Raw genomic sequence first — 18,244 nt, 5'->3', positions numbered from 1 at the left:
TGTCAGCCGCCCACGGTGGCCGTGGCGGCGGCGGTGGCGGCGGTGCGGCGTTCGGTGATGAAGGCGTCGATGGCGGCGACCGAGCGGAAGTTGTTGGGGTCGAGGTCGGTGTCGTCGACGGGCAGGGTGAAGTGGTCCTCGACCCAGGCGATGAGCTTGAGGACGCCGAGGCTGTCGATGACGCCGTCGGAGAGCAGGTCGTGGTCGTCGGCGAGCTGGTCGGGGGTGATGTCGGGCAGGAACTCCTCGATGAGGAACCGCTTGATCCGGTCGATGTTGCTCATGGCGGGCAACTCCCTTGCGTGGATGGGTGGTTGGTGTTCGGTGGTGCGAGGTGCGGCGCGGGGTGCGGGGCGCGGGGTGCGGGGTTTCAGGGGGCGGGCAGGACGGCTTTGCGGTCGACCTTGCCGGTGGCGGTCCTCGGCAGGGGGGTGTCGTGGATGGCGAGCTTCTCGGGGACGGCGGCGCGCGGCAGGTTGCGGGCCAGGTGCTCGCGCAGGACGAGGCTGTTGAGGGTGGAGCCGGGGGTGCGCCGGACGGCGGCGTGCAGGCGTTTGCCGGTGAGCGGGTCGCTCGCGGCGGCGACGGCGGCCTCCCGCACGTCGGGGTGGGCGAGCAGGACGCGTTCGATCTCGGCGGTGTTGATGGCGACGCCGCGGACCTTGACCTGGAAGTCGGCGCGGCCGGTGAGGTGGATGCGGCCGCTGTCGTCGCGGGTGACGAGGTCGCCGGTGCGGAACCAGCGCCGTCCCTCGCCGGCGCCCTCGGGGCGGGTGGTGAAGCGCCCGGTGTCGCGGGAGCGGTCGAGGTAGCCGGCGGCCTGGAAGGGGGTGGAGACGTGGAGTTCGCCGCTGCCGGGGCCGGTGAGGGGGGTGCCGTCGTCGGTGGTGATGAGGGTGCGCACGCCGGGCAGGGGCTCGCCGATGGGCACGGGCAGGGCGGCCGCGGCGTCCAGGCGGTCCAGGCGGTGCAGGAAGCTGTCGTTGGTCTCGGTGCAGCCGTAGATGTTGTAGAGGTGGGCGTTCGGCAGCAGGGCGGGCAGCGCGGCGAGGGTGCGGGCGTCGATGGCGTCGCCGGTGAACGCGGCGTGCTCGACGCTGTCCAGTACGGCGGCGGTGGGGCCGGCGGCCTGGGCGAGCAGGGCGTAGGCCAGGGGGACGGCCTGCAGCACGTGGGGGCGGTGGCGGGTCAGCAGGGTGAGCAGGTGGCGGGCGTTGAGGGCGTGGGCGGGGTCGATGAGCAGGCAGGTGCCGCCGGCGGCGAGGGTGGCCCACACGTCGAGCAGGGCGAGGTCGAAGTTGAGGGGCGCGTAGTTGACGACGACGCGTCCGGGCCCGAGGTCGAAGGTGTCGTGGGCCCAGGCGGTGAAGCGGTCCACGGCCGACCCGGCGAGGGGGACGATCTTGGGCAGGTCGGTGGAGCCGGAGGTGGTGAGCATGAAGGAGGTGCCGGCCGCGAGGGTGGGCACCGGTGCGGGGTGGGGCAGGGCGGGCAGGGCGGGGGTGTCCTGGCCGAGGGGGGCGAGCAGGCGCCGGGCGCCGGCCTGGGCGAAGAGGGCGGCCAGCAGGGCGGGGGCGAGCTGCGGGGAGGGCAGCAGGAAGGGCCGGCGTTCCATCAGGCAGGCCAGCACCAGGGCGATCGCGCCGGGCGACTTGACGGCGTACAGGCCCACCGGCTCCCCCGGTGCCAGCCGCAGGGCCCTCAGGCGGGCGCGTTCGGCCTCGGCGGCCTCGGCGAGCTCGCCGTAGGTGACGGTGTCCTCGTGCCACAGCAGGGCCGGGGCGGTGGGGCGGGTGCGGGCGTGGGCGGTGAACGCGTCGGGCAGCGCCAGCGGCGCCGGCGGCGCGGCCGTCGCGTTCGTGCCGGTGGCGGTGGCGGGGTTCGTGGCGGTCGCGGCCGTCGCGGGCGTGCCGGTGGCGGGGTTCGTGGCGGTGGGGTTCGTGGTCACGGGGTTCACTCCCCCGCCGGTGCGATGCGCGCCCAGCCGGCCTTGACGGCGGTGCCGGTGTCGGTGGCGACGGTGAAGCGCACGACCGTGCCCCGGTCGTGGGGCTGCAGGGTCAGGCGCAGTTCGGTGCCGGGCACGGTGGGGGCGGCGAAGCGGGCGCCGAGGGCGGTGACGCGGGCGGGGTCGCCGTCGGCGTGCAGGTCGGTGATCCGTTCGGCGGCCAGGGCGACGAGGTGCATGCCGTGGGCGATGGCGGTGGGGAAGCCGGCCGCCCTGGCGGCGTCCTCGTCGAGGTGGATGGGGTTGAGGTCGCCGGAGGCGTGGGCGTAGGCGGTGGTGTCGGCGGCGCTCAGGACGTGGGTGGAGACGTGGGCGGTGCCGTCGGGGGCGGTGCCGGGGTGGGCGGCGGCGGGCAGGGTGCCGTGGGGTTCGGTGCGGGTGGCGCCCAGCAGGAGGGCGGCGGTGGCGAGGTCGGCGACGGGGGCGCCGGTGGCGGCGTCGGTGAGGCGGGTGGTCAGGGCCAGGCGGGTGCCGCGGGCCTCGCGGCGCACCGCGGTGACCTCGACGGTGATGTCGAGGTCGCCCGGGGCGAGGGGGGCGTGGGTGCGGATCTCCTGGGCGAGGTGGACCACGCCGGTGAAGCCCGGGTCGCCGGCGGTCAGGGCGGTGACGGTGTGCCGGGCGAGGGCGTGGGCGGCGACGAAGGGGTGTGCGGGGCTGGCCCCGTCGCGCCGCGGGGCGCCCAGGTGGGCGCGGGCGGCGGCGCGGTAGGCCGTCAGGTCCTGCGCGCGGATGTGCAGGCGGGTGCGCGAGAGGGGTCCCACCGCCACAGGGGGTGCGGCGGGGGCGGGTGCGGTCGTGGGCGGGGTCATAGCGGGGTCACCACCAGGGTCGTGTTGTGGCCGCCGAAGCCGAACGAGTTGGACAGGGCCGCGCCGGCGCGGATCGGGCGCGGCGCGGTGTGCACGACGTCGAGGTCCAGGCCCTCTTCGGTCTTCTCGTGGTTGGCGGTGGGAGGGACGGTGCGCTCGTTCATGGCCTCGATGGCGGTGATCAGCTCGACGGCGCCGGCGGCGCCGATCAGGTGGCCGATGGCGCCCTTGGTGGAGGTGACCGGCACGCCGTGGGGGCCGAACACGGCGCGCAGGGCGGCGGCCTCGGCCCGGTCGTTGTGCACGGTGGAGGTGCCGTGGGCGTTGACGTGGGCGATGTCGCCGGGGGCCAGGCCCGCGTCGGCGAGGGCGGCGCGCATCGCGGCGACGGCGCCGGCGCCGTCGGGGCGCGGGTTGGACAGGTGGTAGGCGTCCGCGCTTGCCCCGTACCCGGCGAGCAGCGCGTAGGGGGTGCGGCGGCGGGCGCGGGCGTCGTCCAGGCGTTCCAGGACGAGGAAGCCGGCGCCCTCGCCCATCACGAAGCCGTCGCGGTCGGCGTCGAAGGGCCGTGAGGCGCGGGCGGGTTCGTCGTTGCGCAGGGAGTGCGCGCCGAGGTTGCCGAACGCGGCCAGGGTGACGGGGGTCAAGGTGGCCTCGCAGCCGCCGGCGATCACCACGTCCGCGCGTCCGCTCTCCAGCAGCAGTGCCGCGTGGCCGATCGCGTCCGCGCTGGAGGCGCAGGTGGTGGCGATGGTCAGTGCCGGGCCGCTCCAGTGCAGGCGCATGGCGATCTGGGCGGCGGCGGCGTTGGGCATGGTGACCAGCGGCATCAGCGGGGAGACGCGCAGCGGGCCGTGCTGGGTGTACAGCGCGGACTCGCGGTCGCTGGTGGTGCGTCCGCCCACGGCGGTGCCGACCACGACGGCGCTGCGCCCGGGTTCGGGCTCGGGGTGGCCGGCGTCGGCGTGGGCGGCGAGTGCGGCGAGGGTGCCGTAGCGGGCGAAGGGGTCCAGGCGGCGGGCGTCCTTGGCGGGCAGTTGCGCGGTGTCGGGCGGGTCGGTGACGCGGCAGCCCAGGCGTACCCGGTGGCGGGCCAGGGCGGGGTCGGTCAGGGCGGTGGCGGTGGAGCGTCCGGAGGCGACGGTGCGCCACAGGTCCTCGACGCTGTGGCCGGCGGGGCTGACCACGCCGAGGCCGGTGACGGCGATCGGGGGCCGGTGGTGGGGGGCCATGGCTTCGTCTCCTTCGCGCTGCACGCGGGCGGCCCGGCGGTGGGAAATAAGGGGGGTGAGGGGGCGGGGCCGGTCAGATCAGGCCGGTCCGGGCGGCGGCGGTCAGGAACGCCTCGGCGGCGAAGTCGATGTCGGCGGCGCTGTGGCGGGCGGTGACCGCGATGCGCAGCCGGGCGAGGTCGTTGGGGACGGCGGGGGTGACGACGGGCAGGCCGATGACGCCGGCCTTGCGGCAGGCGGTGGCGTAGTCGTAGGCGGCGTCGTCGCTGCCGGCGATGACGGGCAGGACGGCGGTGGTGGAGTGCATGGTGGAGATGCCGGCGTCGTTGAGGCGCTTGCGCAGGCGCCGGGCCTGGGTCTGGGTGTGGGTGACGCGTTCGGGCTCGCGGCGCAGGATGCGCAGGGATTCCAGGGCGGCGCCGGTCTGGGCGGGGCCGAGGGCGGCGGAGAACAGGAACGGGCGGGCGGCGTAGCGCAGGTGGCCGATGAGGTCGTGGCTGCCGGCGACCCAGCCGCCCATGGAGGGGATGGCCTTGGAGAGGGTGCCGAGTTTGACGTCGACGCGGACCTTGTGGTCGAAGTGTTCCTCGATGCCGCCGCCGGTCTTGCCGATGACGCCCAGGGCGTGGGCCTCGTCGACCATGAGCAGGGCGTCGTGGCGGTCGCAGACCTCGCGCAGTTCGGGCAGCGGGGCGATGTCGCCGTCCATGGAGTAGACGCTGTCGACGATGACCAGGCGTACGCCGGTGGGGGCGGCGGCCTTGAGGCGGCGTTCGAGGTGGTCGACGTCGTTGTGGCGGAAGCGGGTGACGGTGGCGCCGGACAGGCGGCAGCCGTCGACGATGGAGGCGTGGTCGTACTTGTCGATCAGGACGGTGTCGCCGGCGCCGACGAGGGCGCCGACGGTGCCGACGTTGGCGGCGTAGCCGGAGCCGAAGACCAGGGCGCGTTCGCGGCGGGCGAAGCGGGCGACCTCGGCCTCCAGTTCCTCGTGCAGGGGGATGGTGCCGGCCAGGGCCCGTACGCCGTGGTTGCCGGTGCCGTAGACGTCGACGGCGGCCTTGGCGGCGGCCACGACGCGTTCGTCGCCGGCCAGTCCGAGGTAGCTGTAGCCGGACATCATGAGCAGGCGCTCGCCGTCGAGGTCGCAGTAGGCGCTGTCGCGTTCCATGGTGTAGGCGACGAAGCTGTTGCGCCGGGAGGGGTCGGACTCCAGTGCGGCCACGCGGGCGTTGGTTGCGGCGAGCTTCGGCTCCAGGCGGTTCCATGCTCCGGTGGCGTTCACGGGCGTTTCTCCTTCACGGCGTCACGGTTTTCACGGCTTTCGCGGGCATTCGGCTTCCCGTCCGCGGGGGGCGGGGGCGCGGGGTGGCTGCGGGGGTGTTTTCTCGAAGCCTTCACGCGGGGTGCTCAAGGATGGCTACATTTCTACGGCAGGATGCGCAAGGCGTCCGCAATAGCCGCTTTCCTGGCCTGCGGGAACGCTCTGACGTGCAGAAACCTTGCGTCCACGACGCATTGACCGGCCGGTGGGTATGTTTTCCCGGCCGGTGTTGACACCGCGCGATGCGGCGAATGTATGGTCGAAATCCGCTGAAACCGAACGGCTGGTCGGCGGTTTATTGTTCCGATCCGCGATTTCCCGCGCCGACGGCCGGAACGGCCGTCACTTCTGCTTTGACTCAAGGGGGTTGGAGCTCGTGTCGAAAGGCTTCAGGGAAGACGGTCCGTCCGGCAGATCGGGGGCGTGCGCATGCTGATCCGCCTCACCGGTCTGGTGGCCGTCGAGCACCAGGACGGCGCCCCGCAGCACCTGTCCAGCGCCCAGGCCCAGGTGGCGTTCGCCCGCCTGGTGCTGGAGCGTTCCAGCGGTACCAGCCGCGACCAGCTGGCCGACACCATCTGGCCCGACGGCCTGCCCGACACCTGGGCCTCCGCGCTGCGCAGCGTGGTCTCCCGGGTGCGGGCCTTCGTCACCGCGCCGGGTCAGGGCCCGGGCGCGACCCCGTTGATCGCCCAGGGCGGGCGGTACGTGCTGCGGCTGCCCGCGGACGCGGCCGTGGACCTGGAGGCGGCGGCCTCGGCGGTGGGCGAGGCCGGCGAGGCGCTGGCGGCGGGCGGCCACGCGGTGGCCCAGCAGCTGGCCGCGGGGGCGCTGTCGAACCTGCGCGGGGCGTTCCTGCCCGACCACGAGGGCGAGTGGGCGCAGGGGGTGCGCGAGCACGTGGAGGAGTTGCGCATCGGTGCGCTGGAGACGGCGAGTCTGGCGGCCTCCGCGCTCGGCGAGGAGCACCACGCGCTGCGCTGGGCCGACGAGGCGGTGCGCCGGGCCCCGTTCCGCGAGAGCGCCTACCGCTGCCGGATGGAGGCGCTGGCCGCCGCCGGGAACCGGGCCGAGGCGCTGCGCTGCTACCAGCAGTTGCGTCAGGTGCTGGCGGAGGAGTTGGGCATCGACCCGGCCGCCGAGACCCAGGAGCTCTACCTCGCGCTGCTGCGCACTGCGGTCCCCGCGGCGCCCGCTCCGGCGGCGGTGCGGGCGGTGGACCCGGTGCTGATGGGGATCTTCGAGCCGCTGGCGCTGGCCCGCCTGGCCCGTCCGGCGCCCGCGCCGGTGCGGGCCGCCTGAGGCCCGCCCCGCCCCTCTTTTTCCTCCTCCGCCACCCGCCACCCGGCGCCCGGCGCGCCCGGCCCGTGCGCCGTGTCCGCCGTGTTCCGTCGCCCCGCCGGTCCCCCGTCCGGCGGGGCGCGCGCGTGTGCCGCCCGGTCGCGCCCGGTGGCGGCCGGTGGCGGCCGGTGGCGGCCGGTGGCGGCCCGCCGGTGTCCCGTCGGTGTCCCGTCGGCGTCCCGGGGGGGGTGCGGGGCCTGCGGCGATGCCCGTCGCCGGTGCCTGTCGTGCCGGCGCCGTGTCGAGGCGGCGCGGCGGCCGTTGCGCGGTCGCGGCGCCGGGCCGCCCGGCCCGGGGGCGTGTTGCGCGGCTGTTGCGGTGAGCGTGGCGGCCGGGTCGGGCATAGTAGCGTCGTGTACGTGAAGTCGTGCACACGGCGCGGTCTTTGACCATCGAACGGACGGGGGTCGAGTGTTGGGAAGGGGTGGTGGGTGTGGGACGGGCACGCGTGGCGGCGCGGGTGATCGTGCACCCCGGTGTGGAGGACGTGAGCGTCCAGCAGGTGCTGGAGGCGCTCGCTGATCCGGCCCGCAGGACGGTGGTGCGCACGCTCGCGCACTCGGGAGCCGATCTGAGCTGCGGTTCCTTCGACCTGCCGGTGGGGCGTTCGACCTCCAGCCACCACTTCGGTGTGCTGCGCGAGGCGGGGCTGCTGCGCCAGTACTACGTGGGCACCACCAAGATGAACGCGCTGCGCAGCGAGGAGCTGGAGCGGCGGTTCCCGGGGCTGCTGGCGGCGGTGGTGGCGGCCGCGGACGCGGAGGCCGGGCAGGGCGGCGGGGTGTGCGCGGGGCCGGGGGTCTGAGGGCGGGCCGGTCGGCGACGGTACGGGGGTCGAGCGTGCGTCGGCCGGCTCCGGCACCCCGTGGGGCGGGGCGGGCGGGGGCGGGGCGTAGGCTTGCCGCCCATGATCGACAGCGACGTCCCCGGCCGGGGACGGGACGGCACGCGCCGGTGGGTCCAGGGGCACCTCGGGCCCGGTGAACGCGTCACCGCGGTGACCGCGCTCAAGGGCGGCTGGACCTCGCGGATGCGCCGCCTGGACGTCGAACGCCCCGGCGGCGCGGACCCGTACGCGCTGGTGCTGCGCTCCTTCGTCAAGCCGTTCTACCGCCGCCACGCCCCGGGGCTGCTGGCCCGCGAGGCCGCCGTGCTGCGCCTGCTGGAGGGCAGCGGCGTCCCGGCGGCGCGGCTGGTCGCGGTGGACGCGGCGGGGGCGGTGTGCGAGCACCCGTCGCTGGTGATGACCCACCTGCCCGGCAGCGTGCGCCTGGCCGAGGACGGCGACGCGCCCGCCCGCGCCGACCTGCTGGCGGCCCAGCTGGCCGCCGTGCACGCCCTGGCGGTCGGCGAGCGGGAGCGGCCGCGCGCCTGGCAGGCGTGGACGGCCCCCGACCGGGTCGCCGTGCCCGCGCACACCGCCCGTACCGGCCTGTGGGAGCGGGCGGTGGAGGTGATCGGCGGCGAGGCGCCCGCGCACCGCGCCTGCTTCCTGCACCGCGACTTCCACCCCGGCAACGTGCTGTTCACCGGCACGGGCGTCGGCCTCGCGGTCGCCGGGGTCGTCGACTGGGTGGAGACCTCCTGGGGCCCGGCCGACCTGGACGTCGCCCACTGCGCCACCGCCCTGGCCCTGCTGCACGGCCCCCGGGCGGGCCTGGCCTTCGCCGACCGCTACACCGCCGCCGGCGGCCGCGAACTCGCCGAGGGCCGCGCGCACCTGTACTGGCGGCTGCTGGACGCCCTCGCCTTCGCCCCCGACGCGCAGAAGGTCGCCGAGCCCTGGCGGGAACTGGGCCGCACCGACCTGACACCCGCCGTGCTGACCGGGCGCCTGGAGGACTACCTGCAGGGCCTGTTCGACCGCTACGCCTGAGGGGGCCCGGGCGGTTCGGGCCGCGGCCTCCCCCGTGTCGCCGGTGTTCCGGTCGCGGGCGACGCCCCCGTACGTGCGAGCGCCGCCCGCGCCGACGACGAAGCCGTTCCCGGACCACGGGCGGACGACCCCCTGACCGACCGACGAGCCGGGAGTGGAGCAGTCACCCGAGCGGCGCGGCACCGGCATGCCGGGCGTCCTGCTGCCGGGAGAGGAACACCCTTCGCTGCGGCCGCTCGACGTCCGTGACGACGACCGACATCTCGTCGCCGACCTGAAAGACCTCCGGCAGAGCGACTGCGGGCCTGCCGTGGACCTCTTTGAAGGGCACCAGTCCCACGACTGCGTCCCCGACGTCGACGAAGGCGCCGAAGGGGAGCACCTCGACGACCGTCCCGCGAAGCGTCTGCCCCACCACCGTGCCGTCGGCAAAGGCCTGGAAGGGGTCGGGCAGCAGTGCGCGCAACGACAGCCTCGCCTCCGCATTGTGGGTGTCGAATTGGAGGAACTCGCACGAGACGCGCTGTCCGACCTCCACGACGTCGGTCGCAGCTCCGATGTGCCGCCAGGACAGTTCGGGGATCGTGACGAACCCGACGCCGGGGAACATGGGATGGTCCGGTCCGTTGTCCAGGGCCACGAAGACCCCGAACCGCTCGATCGCCGCGACGGTGCCGGAAAGGATCTCGCCGCGGCGCAGTGACTCCAGGAACGCCCAGAGGCCCGGGCTCTCGGACTGCCAATCCATACCCGCCACCTTGGCACACGCGGCGTGGCCCGACGACGCCCCGACCGGACCGACCGGACCGACCGGACCGACAACAGACCGTAGCGGCCTCGCGATCGACTTCACGAGATCCGTGCCTGCACCCAGAACACCTGCCCGGTACGGGCGCGGCATCCCGCAGGACCCGCAGCCCCGCGCCGTCCTCCCGGGGGTGGCGCACCGGGAGGGCGCACGCGCCGCGCCCCGCACGGGATCGGCGGGGCGCGGCGCGTGGCCGGTGGTCTCCGGGGGCCGGCCGGGGCCGGGGCCGACGGTGGGTCAGGGGCCGTGGCCGGCGCTTCTCGGGGCCGGCGCGGGTGCGGGTGCGGGTGCGGGTGCGGGTCAGGGGGTCGGGGCGGGGCGTGCCCGGTCCGACCGGTCCTGGCGCTCCGACCGCTCCGACCGGTCCTGGCGGTCCTGGCCGGGGTCGAGGCGGCGGCGCAGGAGGACGGCGGTGAGGGCGGCCGCGGCGAGGGCGGCGCCGGCCAGGGGCAGGTGGCGGGGGCCGGCGGTGGTGACGACGGCTCCGCCGAGGGTGGTGCCCAGGGTGATGCCGAGGTTGGAGAAGGAGATGAAGAGGCTGTTGCCGAACTCGGGGGCGTCGGTGGCGTCGCGGGCGAGCCAGGCCTGGGTCACGGCCAGGCCGCCGGAGTGGACGGCGCCCCAGAGCAGGACGGTGGCGAGCATGGGGGCGGGGTGGGGGCCGGCGGCGTCGAGGAGGAGGTAGAGGGCGAGGTAGAGGATCGGGTAGGCGGTGACGGTGCGCAGGGGGGAGCGTTCCAGCAGGCGGCCGAAGACGAGGTTGCCGGCGGTCATGACGACGCCGAAGGCCATCAGGGCGGGGCCGGTGAGGGAGGTGTCGAGGCCGGTGACGTTCTGGAGGTATTCGGCGATGTAGCCGTAGCCGCTGAACATCGCGGCGAACACCAGGGTGACGGCGGCGACGGCCAGCCACAGCCGGCCCCGGCGCAGGATGCCCAGCTGGCCGCCGTAGGTGGGGCGTCGGGTGTCGGGCAGGTCGGGGAAGAAGGCGAGGACGCCGGCGCAGGCGATCAGGTCGAGGGCGGCGGCGCTCCAGAACGCGGCGGGCAGGCAGAGGTGGTCGGCGAGGTAGGAGGTGAGGGGGACGCCGAACGCGAAGCCGGCGCTGACGCCGGCGAAGACGGTGGTGGCGGCGCGCGCGGCCTTTCCGGGCGCGGCGAGGCGGGTGGCGGCGGTGAGGGCGAGGGCGAAGAAGACGGGGTGGAACAGGGCGGGCAGGATCCGCAGGGCGAGGACGAGGGGGAAGGAGTCGCTGAGCGCGTAGAACGCGTTGGAGCCGGCGAAGACGGCAAGTGCCGTGGCCAGCACGGTCTTTCGGCGCAGGCGCGAGGCGAGCAGGACGCCGGCGGGGCCGGTGGCGGCGACGGTGAGGGCGAAGGCGCCGACGAGCCATCCGGCGGTGGCGGGGGCCACGTGCAGGCGTTCGGCCAGGGCGGGCAGGACGCCGACGACGCCCATCTCGGTGGTGATGATGCCGAACACGCCCAGGGCCAGGACCGGGACGGCCAGAGCGTTTCGGGCGGGAGCGGTGCGGTGCACGACAGCCTCCAATGGATACACAAATCTAGATAGTTGGATGCGTAAGGGCCGAAGAAAAGGGGGCGCCGGCCGGGCGCCCCCGCTCGGAGGGGAGTGCGGTGCGCACGCGCGTGCGTGCGGGTGTGTACGCGCGGGTGTTGCGCGTGTGCGCTGTGCGCGGGTGTCAGAGTTCGTCGCGCACGTAGGCGGCGAAGGCGGCGATGGTCTCCTCGTTGCGCCGGTAGAAGGTCCACTTGCCGACGCGCTCGGACACCAGCAGTCCGGCCTCGCGCAGGATCTGGAGGTAGCCGGAGACCACCGACTGGGCCAGCCCCGAGCGCTCCTGGATGTCGGTGACGCACACGCCGATGTGGAAGCCGACGCCGCGCTCGCGGTAGTACGGCTCGTCGAAGTAGCGCTCGGGCGTCTTGAGCCAGCGCAGGAAGTCCGCGCGCGCCGGGTTCGCGAGCGCCTTGTGCACGGCCAGCGGGTCCAGCTCCACCGCACACCCTCCTTCCCGTCGCCCGACCCCTCGCCGGACGTATCTAATATTCTGGATACGACCTTGAGGTGTCAAGGCGGGTGCGCGCCGGGCCGGACAGCGGGGCGGACGGGCCGGAACGGCGGCCGGGACCGGCGGGCGGGGCGGGTGCGCGCCGGGTGGCGTGCGGCCCCGGACCACGGTGGCGCGGGTGGTGCGGCGGCGCGCCGGTGATTCACCCCCGCGAGTGATTGTGACGCTGTGCACATAAGCGGACACTCTGGGTATCCGGAGGGCTCGTGGGGGCTCTCCCGGCGCGAGGAGAGCCGTCATGGCCGCAAGCGAACCCACCGCCTCCCAGGTCCCGCAGATCACCGGCCGCCTGCTCCCCGCCGGCGGGGAGCAGCGCCTCGCGGACGTCGGCGGCAACGTCGGTGCCGTGTGGCGGGGGTGGGTGATGTGGGGCCCGGGCAACGGGACGTTCAACCTGCAGATCCCGTGGAACGTGATCGGGATCGACTCGACGGTGGTCGTCACGGCCTGCGAGACCGATTCCAACGGGAACCGGTTCGTCGGTGCCGCGCCCTTCCAGGTGTCGAGCATCGCCCCCGGCAACGGGGTGGTGACCTTCAAGATCAGTATCGGCTGGAGCAGCCCGCTGACGATGCGCACCGACGTCGTGGTCCTCAACTGACCCGGCCTGCCGGGCCGGTGGCCGCACCGTCGCGGTGACGCACCGGTGCCCCTCGCCCCGTCGCGTTCGCGGATCCCCCCGCGGACGCCGCGGGGTGAGCGCCTTTCCGGGCCGGGCTCCGGGCTCCGGGCTCCGGGCTCCGGGGGCGCCGGACGACGCGCACCGGGCGCCGGGCGCGGGGGCCGGGCGCGGGGGCCGTCCGGGGCGGGTCAGTCGTCGGCGGCGACCAGGAGGGTGACGGTGTCCGTGGCGCGGTCGACGAGGACGAGTTCGTGGAAGTCGGTGTGGACGGGGCCGTAGTCGTGGCGGGCGTCCTCGGGAGGGTGCACGAGCAGGTAGCGGGCGCGGGCCCGGCGGGCGGGGGCGTGGACCTCCCGTTCCAGCCGTGCGAGCAGCGCCGGCGGTACCGGGCCGTGCTGCAGCGTCCAGGCCTCGAGGAGGTCGACCGCCGCCTGCGCCGGCACGGGCGCGTAGCTGTCGGGCGTGATCCGCTCCACCCACCACTGCCCGTGCCGCGGCCAGTCCCGGGCCCCGGCCCCGTCGTAGGTGTCCCGGAACTGCGGGTGCGCGATCAGCGCGGCCAGCACGTCCCGGTCGTGCGCCACGGCGCCGCCCAGCCCGAAGCGCTTGATGTCGACCCACCGGAAGGCGTGCCGGTTCCCCTCGAAGCCGAAGTCCCCGAAGTCGACCAGCGTCCGCTCCAGGTGGACGAGTTCCGCCGTGGTCTCCATGCCCCGCATCGTAGGGGGTTCGCGCGCTCGCGCGCCTCCCTCCCCGCCCGGTCCGCCCCCCGGGGCCCGCCCGGTCCGTCCCCCCGGGGCCGGGGTGGCGGGCTCGGGTCGTGGCGGGCTCAGGCCGTGGCGGGGGCCCCGCCGGGGGCGGGGGTGCGCACGACGGCGTCCAGGGCCGGGGCGATGACGGCGAAACAGTTCTCCGTCAGCACCGCGATGTCCACCCCGGCGCCGTCCCCGCCCGCGCCCTCACCGTCGTCGGCGCCCTCACCGTTGCCGTCGGCGTCGGCGTCGGCGGTGCTCCAGCGCTGCAGGACGGTGTGGAAGGCCGCCAGCGCCATGTCCGCGGCCAGCCGCGGGTACAGCTCGCGCGCGGCGTCCAGGCCCAGGCGCCGGGCGAGCTGCGCGGCGAGCTCGTCGCGCCACTGCGCCTGGCGTTCGAGGAAGCGGGCGAGCAGGGCGGGGGTGGTGAGGATCAGCCGCACCACCCTGCGGGCGCGTTCCTCGTGCCCGGCGCAGTCCTCCACGCAGCGCCACACCGCGTGCCGCAGCGCGACCGAGGGCGTCTCCCGGGCCGGGCGGGCGGCCAGTTCCTCGCGCATGGCGGTGCCGAGCGCGGCCAGGAACTGGACGACCACGTCCTCCTTGGACGCGAAGTAGCGGAAGAAGGTGCGCTTGGACACCCCCGCGGCGGTGGCGATCTCGTCCACCGTGACGGCGTCGAACCCGCCGCCGGCCAGCAGGTCCAGGGCCGCGCGGGTCAGCTCGTCGGCGACGAGCTGGCGCTTGCGCTGGGCCAGGGTGGCGGCGGGTCGGGTGGTCACCGCCCCATCCTAGCCCCCACGCCATTCACGTCATCGAACGTCAGTCTTGACACTTGGTGACATGCAGGGCAGCGTGAGCCGTATGACACCGAGCAACCGGACCCCCGACCCCGCCCCGGACCTCAGCGGGCGGGTGTTCGTCGTCACCGGCGCCGCCGGCGGCCTGGGCCTGGCCACCACCGCCGCCCTCGCCCGCCGCGGCGCCCACGTCGTCCTCGCCGTACGCGACGAGGCCAGGGGCCACCGCGCCACCGCCCACCTGAACGCGCAACGCAGCGGCGCCCGCCTGGACGTACGCCGCCTGGACCTCGCCGACCCCGACAGCGTGCGCGACTTCGCCCGGCGCCTGCGCGAGGACGGCGTGCACCCCGACGTCCTGGTCAACAACGCCGGCGTCATGGCACCCCCGCGCACCCTCACCCCCCACGGCCACGAACTCCAGCTCGCCGTCAACCACCTCGGCCACTTCGCCCTCACCGCCCACCTCATCGACCTGCTCGCCCGCGGCCGCGACCCCCGCGTGGTCACCGTCACCTCCGCCAACCACCGCCGCGCCCGCATCGACTTCGACGACCTGAACGGCGAACACGCCTACTCCCCCATGGGCCACTACAACCAGTCCAAACTCGCCAACGCCGTCTTCGCCCTCGAACTGCACCGCCGCCTGAACGCCGCCCGCAGCCCCGTGCGCAGCGTGCTCGCCCACCCCGGCTACGCCGCCACCGCGCTGCCCCGCGCCGGCACCGTCGCCGGGGTGCGGCTGCTGTTCGGACACCTGCTGCGCCCGCTCGCGCAGTCCCCCGCCCGCGGGGCGCTGGCCCAGCTGCACGCGGCGACCGCGCCGCAGGTGCGCGGCGGGGAACTGTACGGGCCGAGCGGCATCGGCGAACTGCGCGGGGCGCCCGCGCTCACCTCGCCGGCGCCCCGCGCGCAGGACGAGGCGGTGGGGCGGCGGCTGTGGGAGGTGTCGCAGGAACTGACCGGGGTGCCCTTCACCGTCCCCGGGGCCGGGAACGCCTGACCCCCGCGCCCGCGCCGGGGGCGGGGTGGGGCGGGGTGGGGTGGGGTGTCCGGTCGGTGGCCGCCCCCTGGCGGCGGCCGGGGCGGGCAGTAGGATCGGCGGCGTTGCATCCCGTACACACCGCTGGTAGGAGGCTTTTCATGGCTCAGGTCACGATGAAGGGGAACCCGGTGCAGGTCGGTGGCGCGCTGCCCGCCGCCGGCAGCCAGGCGCCCGCGTTCACGCTGGTCGGCGAGGGGCTCGCGGACGTGTCCCTGAAGGACTTCGCGGGCAGGCGCAAGGTCCTGAACATCTTCCCCAGCATCGACACCCCCACCTGCGCGACCTCGGTGCGCACGTTCAACGCCAAGGCCGGTTCGCTGGACAACACCGTGGTGCTGTGCGTGTCGGCCGACCTGCCGTTCGCGCAGGCCCGGTTCTGCGGCGCCGAGGGCCTGGAGAACGTCAAGACCCTCTCCACCCTGCGCGGGCGGGACTTCCACGACGTGTACGGCGTGGCGATCGCCGACGGCCCGCTGGCCGGCCTGACCGCCCGCGCCGTCGTCGTCCTGGACGAGAACGACACCGTCCTGCACACCGAGCTGGTCGCGGAGATCGCCGACGAGCCGAACTACGAGGCCGCGCTCGCCGCCCTCAACTGACCCGCCCGGCACCGCACATCCCCGGTGCCGCCCCCGGCGTCCGCGGCGGCCCGCCCCGCGCCCTGCCCGTCCCGCCCCCGAAGGCGGCGGCGGGCAGCGCCGGCGGCGGGCCGCCGGCGCACCCGCCCGCACACCCGCGTCCGCGCCGCGTTCCCGCCGTCCTGCCCCGCGCCGGCAGCGCTCCTCGGCGACACCCGGACGGCACGCACCCCCGCCCCGGGCACGGCCCGGCCCGCCCTCCCCGCCCGCGCCCGCGCCCGCGCCCGGGGAGGCGACCGGCGGCACCGACGCCACGGCCGGCCCCACCCCGACGTGACCGGCGCAGCCCGGCCGCAGGAGGAGCACGCACGGATCTCACCGGGAAGACCGTGGTGGTCACCGGCGCCGGACGCGGCTTCGGCAGGGCCCTGGCCCTGCACGCCGGCCGCAGCGGCGCACGCCTGTTCCTCTCCGCCCGCACCGCGGCCGCCGCCCACGGCACCGCCCGGGAGGTGACGGCCGACAGCGGCGCACACGTGGACGCGTTCGCCTGCGACCTCGCCGACCCGGCCACCGCAGGGGACTTCGCCCGGGCCGTCGCCGCCCGCACCGACCGGGTGGACGTCCTCGTCAACAACGGCGCCCGCTACCTGCACGGCCCCGACCTGTGGGACGCCGACGACGAGGCGATCACCGACACCGTCGCCTCCGCCGCCACCGGCACCCTGCTGACCGTCAAGCACTTCCTGCCCCTGCTGCGCGCCTCCCGCGGCGCCGACGTCGTCAACCTCGTCTCCTGCTCCGCCGAGACCCGCGACCACCGCTCCGAGGCCCACCCCGCCTTCTACGCCGCCAAGGCCGCCCGGGCCGGCTTCGCCGACATCCTGTCCCACCGACTGCGCCCCGAAGGCATCCGGGTCATCTCGCTCCACCCGCCGGACTTCACGGACGGCGACCCCCTCCACCCCGACTGGGACCACGCCCCCCGCAGCGCGGACGACCCGCTGAGCGCCCGCTCCGTCCTCGACTGCGTAATGTTCGCGATCGGCCGGCCCCGCGACTGCTTCATCCGCTCCTTCCACTTCGAGCAGCTGTAGCCCCCGGCGCCCGGGCGCAGCAGCGACGGGCGAGGGCGGTGCCGGCCGCGTCGGGGCGGTGCCGGCCGCGTCGGGGCGGTGCCGGCCGCGTCGGGGCGGTCCCGGTGGTGGCGGCGTTCGGCCCAACGCCGCCGTGCCGGCCGCGCGTTCGCGTCCCGCACCGGCCGGCCCGGATGTGCGGCCGGGCCACGACGGCACCGCCTTCGGAGAAACCCGACGGCCACGACACGACCGGCGCATGAGCGATCCTGCGAGCCGGGCGCGGGACCTGCGACTGCGGGCCGCGGCGGACCGGGACGAGTACGGCCGCGTTCCCGACCGGTCCCGGGTCCCGCCCATCCTCGATCGAGGACCCGGTCCTCGCCGCGAGGAACACCCCGCCGAGCCGCCGCCACCCCGTCACGAGCCGTGCGTCGCCGCGCTTCGGCACAGGACCCAGATGATGGCTCGGCGACGGCGAGGTCCCGGCCCACACCGCCGCCCTCGTCCCCGAAGGCCGCCACCTCGTCCACACCCGGGCCCCGCCCGACCGGCCGCCCGCGGTGGACCTCGAAACCGCCGACGCCGAGGAGGCACTGGCCAGGCCCGCGGAACCGGCCGCCTCCTCCGCCCGAACCCCGCCCACCCACCCGCCCACCGGCCCGAGCGCCCGGGGGCGGGGGGCGGGGGGCCGGGGGGGCCGGGAAGGACCGGTCCCGGGGGCGGCGGGGTCCGACGGCGCACCGCACGGGCCCGGCGTCACGGGAGCCGGGGGGCCGTCACGGGGATCCCGGGCGCCACGAGCGTCGCGGGGGTCCTCCGGTCGAAGCGGCCGACCGGCCAGGGCCAGCGGCACGAGCCGGCCGGCCAGGGCCAGCGGCAGGCAGACCACGAACGCCGGCCCGTCGGGCGGCAAGGCCCCCCGGGGCCTTGCCGCTCACCTCCACGGCGCTGTTCCCGACCGTGCCCTCCTCGACCTCGCGGTCGTAGGACACGATGTCGTCGTGCAGGCCCACCGCGTCCACGAACGCGTCCACCGCGGTACGCAGCGCCCGGTCGTGACCACGTGCCGCTGCCCGCCGCCGCCGGCCCCGCCGGATGTCGGCGGCCGGCCGCCGACGGAGCCGCGCTCCTCACGGTCGGCGGACCGGCACCGGCACGAGCGGGCCGGTCCGGACACGGACGCCCCGCCCCCTGTCACACCGTCCTCTCCCGCTGTCGAACGACGGCGGTGCCGCCGGCCAGGTCGACACCCGTGCGCGGCGGGGCACCGGCGTGGTCGTCGTCCCGCACGACCGGCCGAGTGCGCCGCTGCTCGATCTGCACGCGCTTGTCGGCAATTGAAGAAGGCGTGCAACTCCTCGGTCGCGGTGGCGCCGAGACCGAGCCCGCCGCTTCGCGGCCGCGTGGTCGGGCGGCCGCACAACCGTCCCGGACGGCCGGATCGCACCACGAGATACCGGATCGAGGCCAGTGCGAAGGGCACGATCACCGGCACTGCCATGAAAAGCAGACCCGCCGTCATCACCACGGCGGCCCAACACGCGAAAGCGACACACCCGTTCCCGGCCGGTGCCGCCCGTCAGGGCGGCGCCCGTCGCAGCGGCGCCCGTCGCAGCGGCGCCCGTCAAGGGCCGTTCGCCGATCGCGGCGACCGGCACCGTCGTTTCGCAGCGGACAGCGAGCCCGTCGCACCGTGCGGCCGTCGCGCGGTTCCGCTTCAGCCGGTCGCTCCCGCGCTCCACCACGCGGCACTGCCCGCAGACGTCCTCGTCGAACTCCGGCGGCCGGCCACCGCGCGAGCCGCGCCTCTCGCGGTCGGCGATCCGCTCGCGCTTGTCCGGGCCCGTGCACCGGATGCCACGTCCGCACCACACG

Annotated in this window: 19 protein-coding genes; 7 read left to right on the top strand and 12 right to left on the bottom strand. The window is 75.8% G+C overall.

Going from position 1 to position 18,244, the window contains the following annotated elements; translation table 11 throughout:
- Positions 1-2: 2 nt before the first annotated feature.
- The 5 genes from ACWGJO_RS21805 to ACWGJO_RS21785 all read right to left on the bottom strand — a co-directional run bounded on the left by ACWGJO_RS21805 (position 3) and on the right by ACWGJO_RS21785 (position 5,337).
- Positions 3-284, bottom strand: a complete 282-nt coding sequence (locus tag ACWGJO_RS21805; protein ID WP_452186012.1) for an acyl carrier protein — start codon at positions 282-284, stop codon at positions 3-5.
- Between the two features lie 86 nt (positions 285-370).
- Complete coding sequence (locus ACWGJO_RS21800; protein ID WP_452186010.1) at positions 371-1,948, bottom strand: AMP-binding protein; 1,578 nt, start codon at positions 1,946-1,948, stop codon at positions 371-373.
- 5 nt (positions 1,949-1,953) lie between these two features.
- The gene (locus ACWGJO_RS21795; RefSeq protein WP_452186008.1) at positions 1,954-2,772 is read right to left on the bottom strand and encodes a MaoC/PaaZ C-terminal domain-containing protein; all 819 of its coding nucleotides are present in this window, start codon (positions 2,770-2,772) and stop codon (positions 1,954-1,956) included.
- Between the two features lie 44 nt (positions 2,773-2,816).
- A complete protein-coding gene (locus ACWGJO_RS21790; protein WP_452186006.1) occupies positions 2,817-4,052 on the bottom strand; it encodes a beta-ketoacyl-[acyl-carrier-protein] synthase family protein in 1,236 nt (411 codons plus the stop codon).
- 73 nt (positions 4,053-4,125) lie between these two features.
- Complete coding sequence (locus ACWGJO_RS21785) at positions 4,126-5,337, bottom strand: aminotransferase class I/II-fold pyridoxal phosphate-dependent enzyme (protein WP_452186004.1); 1,212 nt, start codon at positions 5,335-5,337, stop codon at positions 4,126-4,128.
- A gap of 468 nt (positions 5,338-5,805) precedes the next feature.
- On the opposite strand from ACWGJO_RS21785, the gene ACWGJO_RS21780 reads away from it, so the two are divergent.
- The 3 genes from ACWGJO_RS21780 (at position 5,806) to ACWGJO_RS21770 (ending at position 8,593) form a co-directional block, all read left to right on the top strand.
- Entirely contained in the window at positions 5,806-6,678 is an 873-nt protein-coding gene (locus ACWGJO_RS21780) for an AfsR/SARP family transcriptional regulator (RefSeq protein WP_452186059.1), read from the top strand.
- Between the two features lie 472 nt (positions 6,679-7,150).
- The gene (locus tag ACWGJO_RS21775) at positions 7,151-7,522 is read left to right on the top strand and encodes an ArsR/SmtB family transcription factor (protein ID WP_359911921.1); all 372 of its coding nucleotides are present in this window, start codon (positions 7,151-7,153) and stop codon (positions 7,520-7,522) included.
- Positions 7,523-7,624: 102 nt separating this feature from the next.
- A complete protein-coding gene (locus ACWGJO_RS21770) occupies positions 7,625-8,593 on the top strand; it encodes a phosphotransferase family protein (RefSeq protein WP_452186003.1) in 969 nt (322 codons plus the stop codon).
- A 163-nt stretch (positions 8,594-8,756) separates the two neighbouring features.
- Here the strand turns inward: ACWGJO_RS21770 and ACWGJO_RS21765 are convergent, their stop codons facing one another.
- The 3 genes from ACWGJO_RS21765 to ACWGJO_RS21755 all read right to left on the bottom strand — a co-directional run bounded on the left by ACWGJO_RS21765 (position 8,757) and on the right by ACWGJO_RS21755 (position 11,421).
- Positions 8,757-9,341: a S1 RNA-binding domain-containing protein gene (locus ACWGJO_RS21765; RefSeq protein WP_452186001.1), complete on the bottom strand. Its 585-nt coding sequence runs from the start codon at positions 9,339-9,341 to the stop codon at positions 8,757-8,759.
- Positions 9,342-9,701: 360 nt separating this feature from the next.
- Positions 9,702-10,940: an MFS transporter gene (locus tag ACWGJO_RS21760; protein WP_452186000.1), complete on the bottom strand. Its 1,239-nt coding sequence runs from the start codon at positions 10,938-10,940 to the stop codon at positions 9,702-9,704.
- Between the two features lie 163 nt (positions 10,941-11,103).
- Positions 11,104-11,421, bottom strand: coding sequence for an ArsR/SmtB family transcription factor (locus ACWGJO_RS21755; RefSeq protein WP_387690705.1), 318 nt, complete (start codon positions 11,419-11,421; stop codon positions 11,104-11,106).
- Between the two features lie 310 nt (positions 11,422-11,731).
- Here ACWGJO_RS21755 and ACWGJO_RS21750 point away from each other — a divergent pair, with 310 nt between their 5' ends.
- The gene (locus tag ACWGJO_RS21750) at positions 11,732-12,094 is read left to right on the top strand and encodes a hypothetical protein (protein WP_452185998.1); all 363 of its coding nucleotides are present in this window, start codon (positions 11,732-11,734) and stop codon (positions 12,092-12,094) included.
- 209 nt (positions 12,095-12,303) lie between these two features.
- On the opposite strand, the gene ACWGJO_RS21745 is transcribed toward ACWGJO_RS21750, so the two are convergent.
- Positions 12,304-12,825, bottom strand: coding sequence for a hypothetical protein (locus ACWGJO_RS21745; RefSeq protein ID WP_452185996.1), 522 nt, complete (start codon positions 12,823-12,825; stop codon positions 12,304-12,306).
- A gap of 119 nt (positions 12,826-12,944) precedes the next feature.
- Entirely contained in the window at positions 12,945-13,649 is a 705-nt protein-coding gene (locus tag ACWGJO_RS21740) for a TetR family transcriptional regulator (RefSeq protein ID WP_452185994.1), read from the bottom strand.
- 82 nt (positions 13,650-13,731) lie between these two features.
- Between ACWGJO_RS21740 and ACWGJO_RS21735 the strand changes: the two genes are divergently transcribed.
- The 3 genes from ACWGJO_RS21735 to ACWGJO_RS21725 all read left to right on the top strand — a co-directional run bounded on the left by ACWGJO_RS21735 (position 13,732) and on the right by ACWGJO_RS21725 (position 16,387).
- A complete protein-coding gene (locus tag ACWGJO_RS21735; protein ID WP_452185992.1) occupies positions 13,732-14,670 on the top strand; it encodes an oxidoreductase in 939 nt (312 codons plus the stop codon).
- Positions 14,671-14,810: 140 nt separating this feature from the next.
- On the top strand, positions 14,811-15,311 hold the full coding sequence (gene tpx / locus ACWGJO_RS21730) for a thiol peroxidase (protein WP_452185990.1): 501 nt from the start codon (positions 14,811-14,813) through the stop codon (positions 15,309-15,311).
- A 368-nt stretch (positions 15,312-15,679) separates the two neighbouring features.
- Entirely contained in the window at positions 15,680-16,387 is a 708-nt protein-coding gene (locus ACWGJO_RS21725; protein WP_452185988.1) for an SDR family oxidoreductase, read from the top strand.
- Positions 16,388-17,145: 758 nt separating this feature from the next.
- On the opposite strand, the gene ACWGJO_RS21720 is transcribed toward ACWGJO_RS21725, so the two are convergent.
- Together ACWGJO_RS21720 and ACWGJO_RS21715 are read right to left on the bottom strand one after the other, a co-directional pair.
- The gene (locus ACWGJO_RS21720) at positions 17,146-17,415 is read right to left on the bottom strand and encodes a terpene synthase family protein (protein WP_452186057.1); all 270 of its coding nucleotides are present in this window, start codon (positions 17,413-17,415) and stop codon (positions 17,146-17,148) included.
- Positions 17,416-17,563: 148 nt separating this feature from the next.
- Positions 17,564-17,692 carry a DUF6191 domain-containing protein gene (locus tag ACWGJO_RS21715; protein WP_452185987.1) on the bottom strand — a complete coding sequence of 43 codons (129 nt, stop codon included), beginning with the start codon at positions 17,690-17,692 and terminating at the stop codon, positions 17,564-17,566.
- Positions 17,693-18,244 lie beyond the last annotated feature (552 nt).

The sequence above is a fragment of the Kitasatospora sp. NPDC054795 genome (assembly GCF_053611565.1).
Note: the sequence above shows the minus strand (reverse complement) of the source record. Positions and strands in the feature narration are given on the sequence as shown.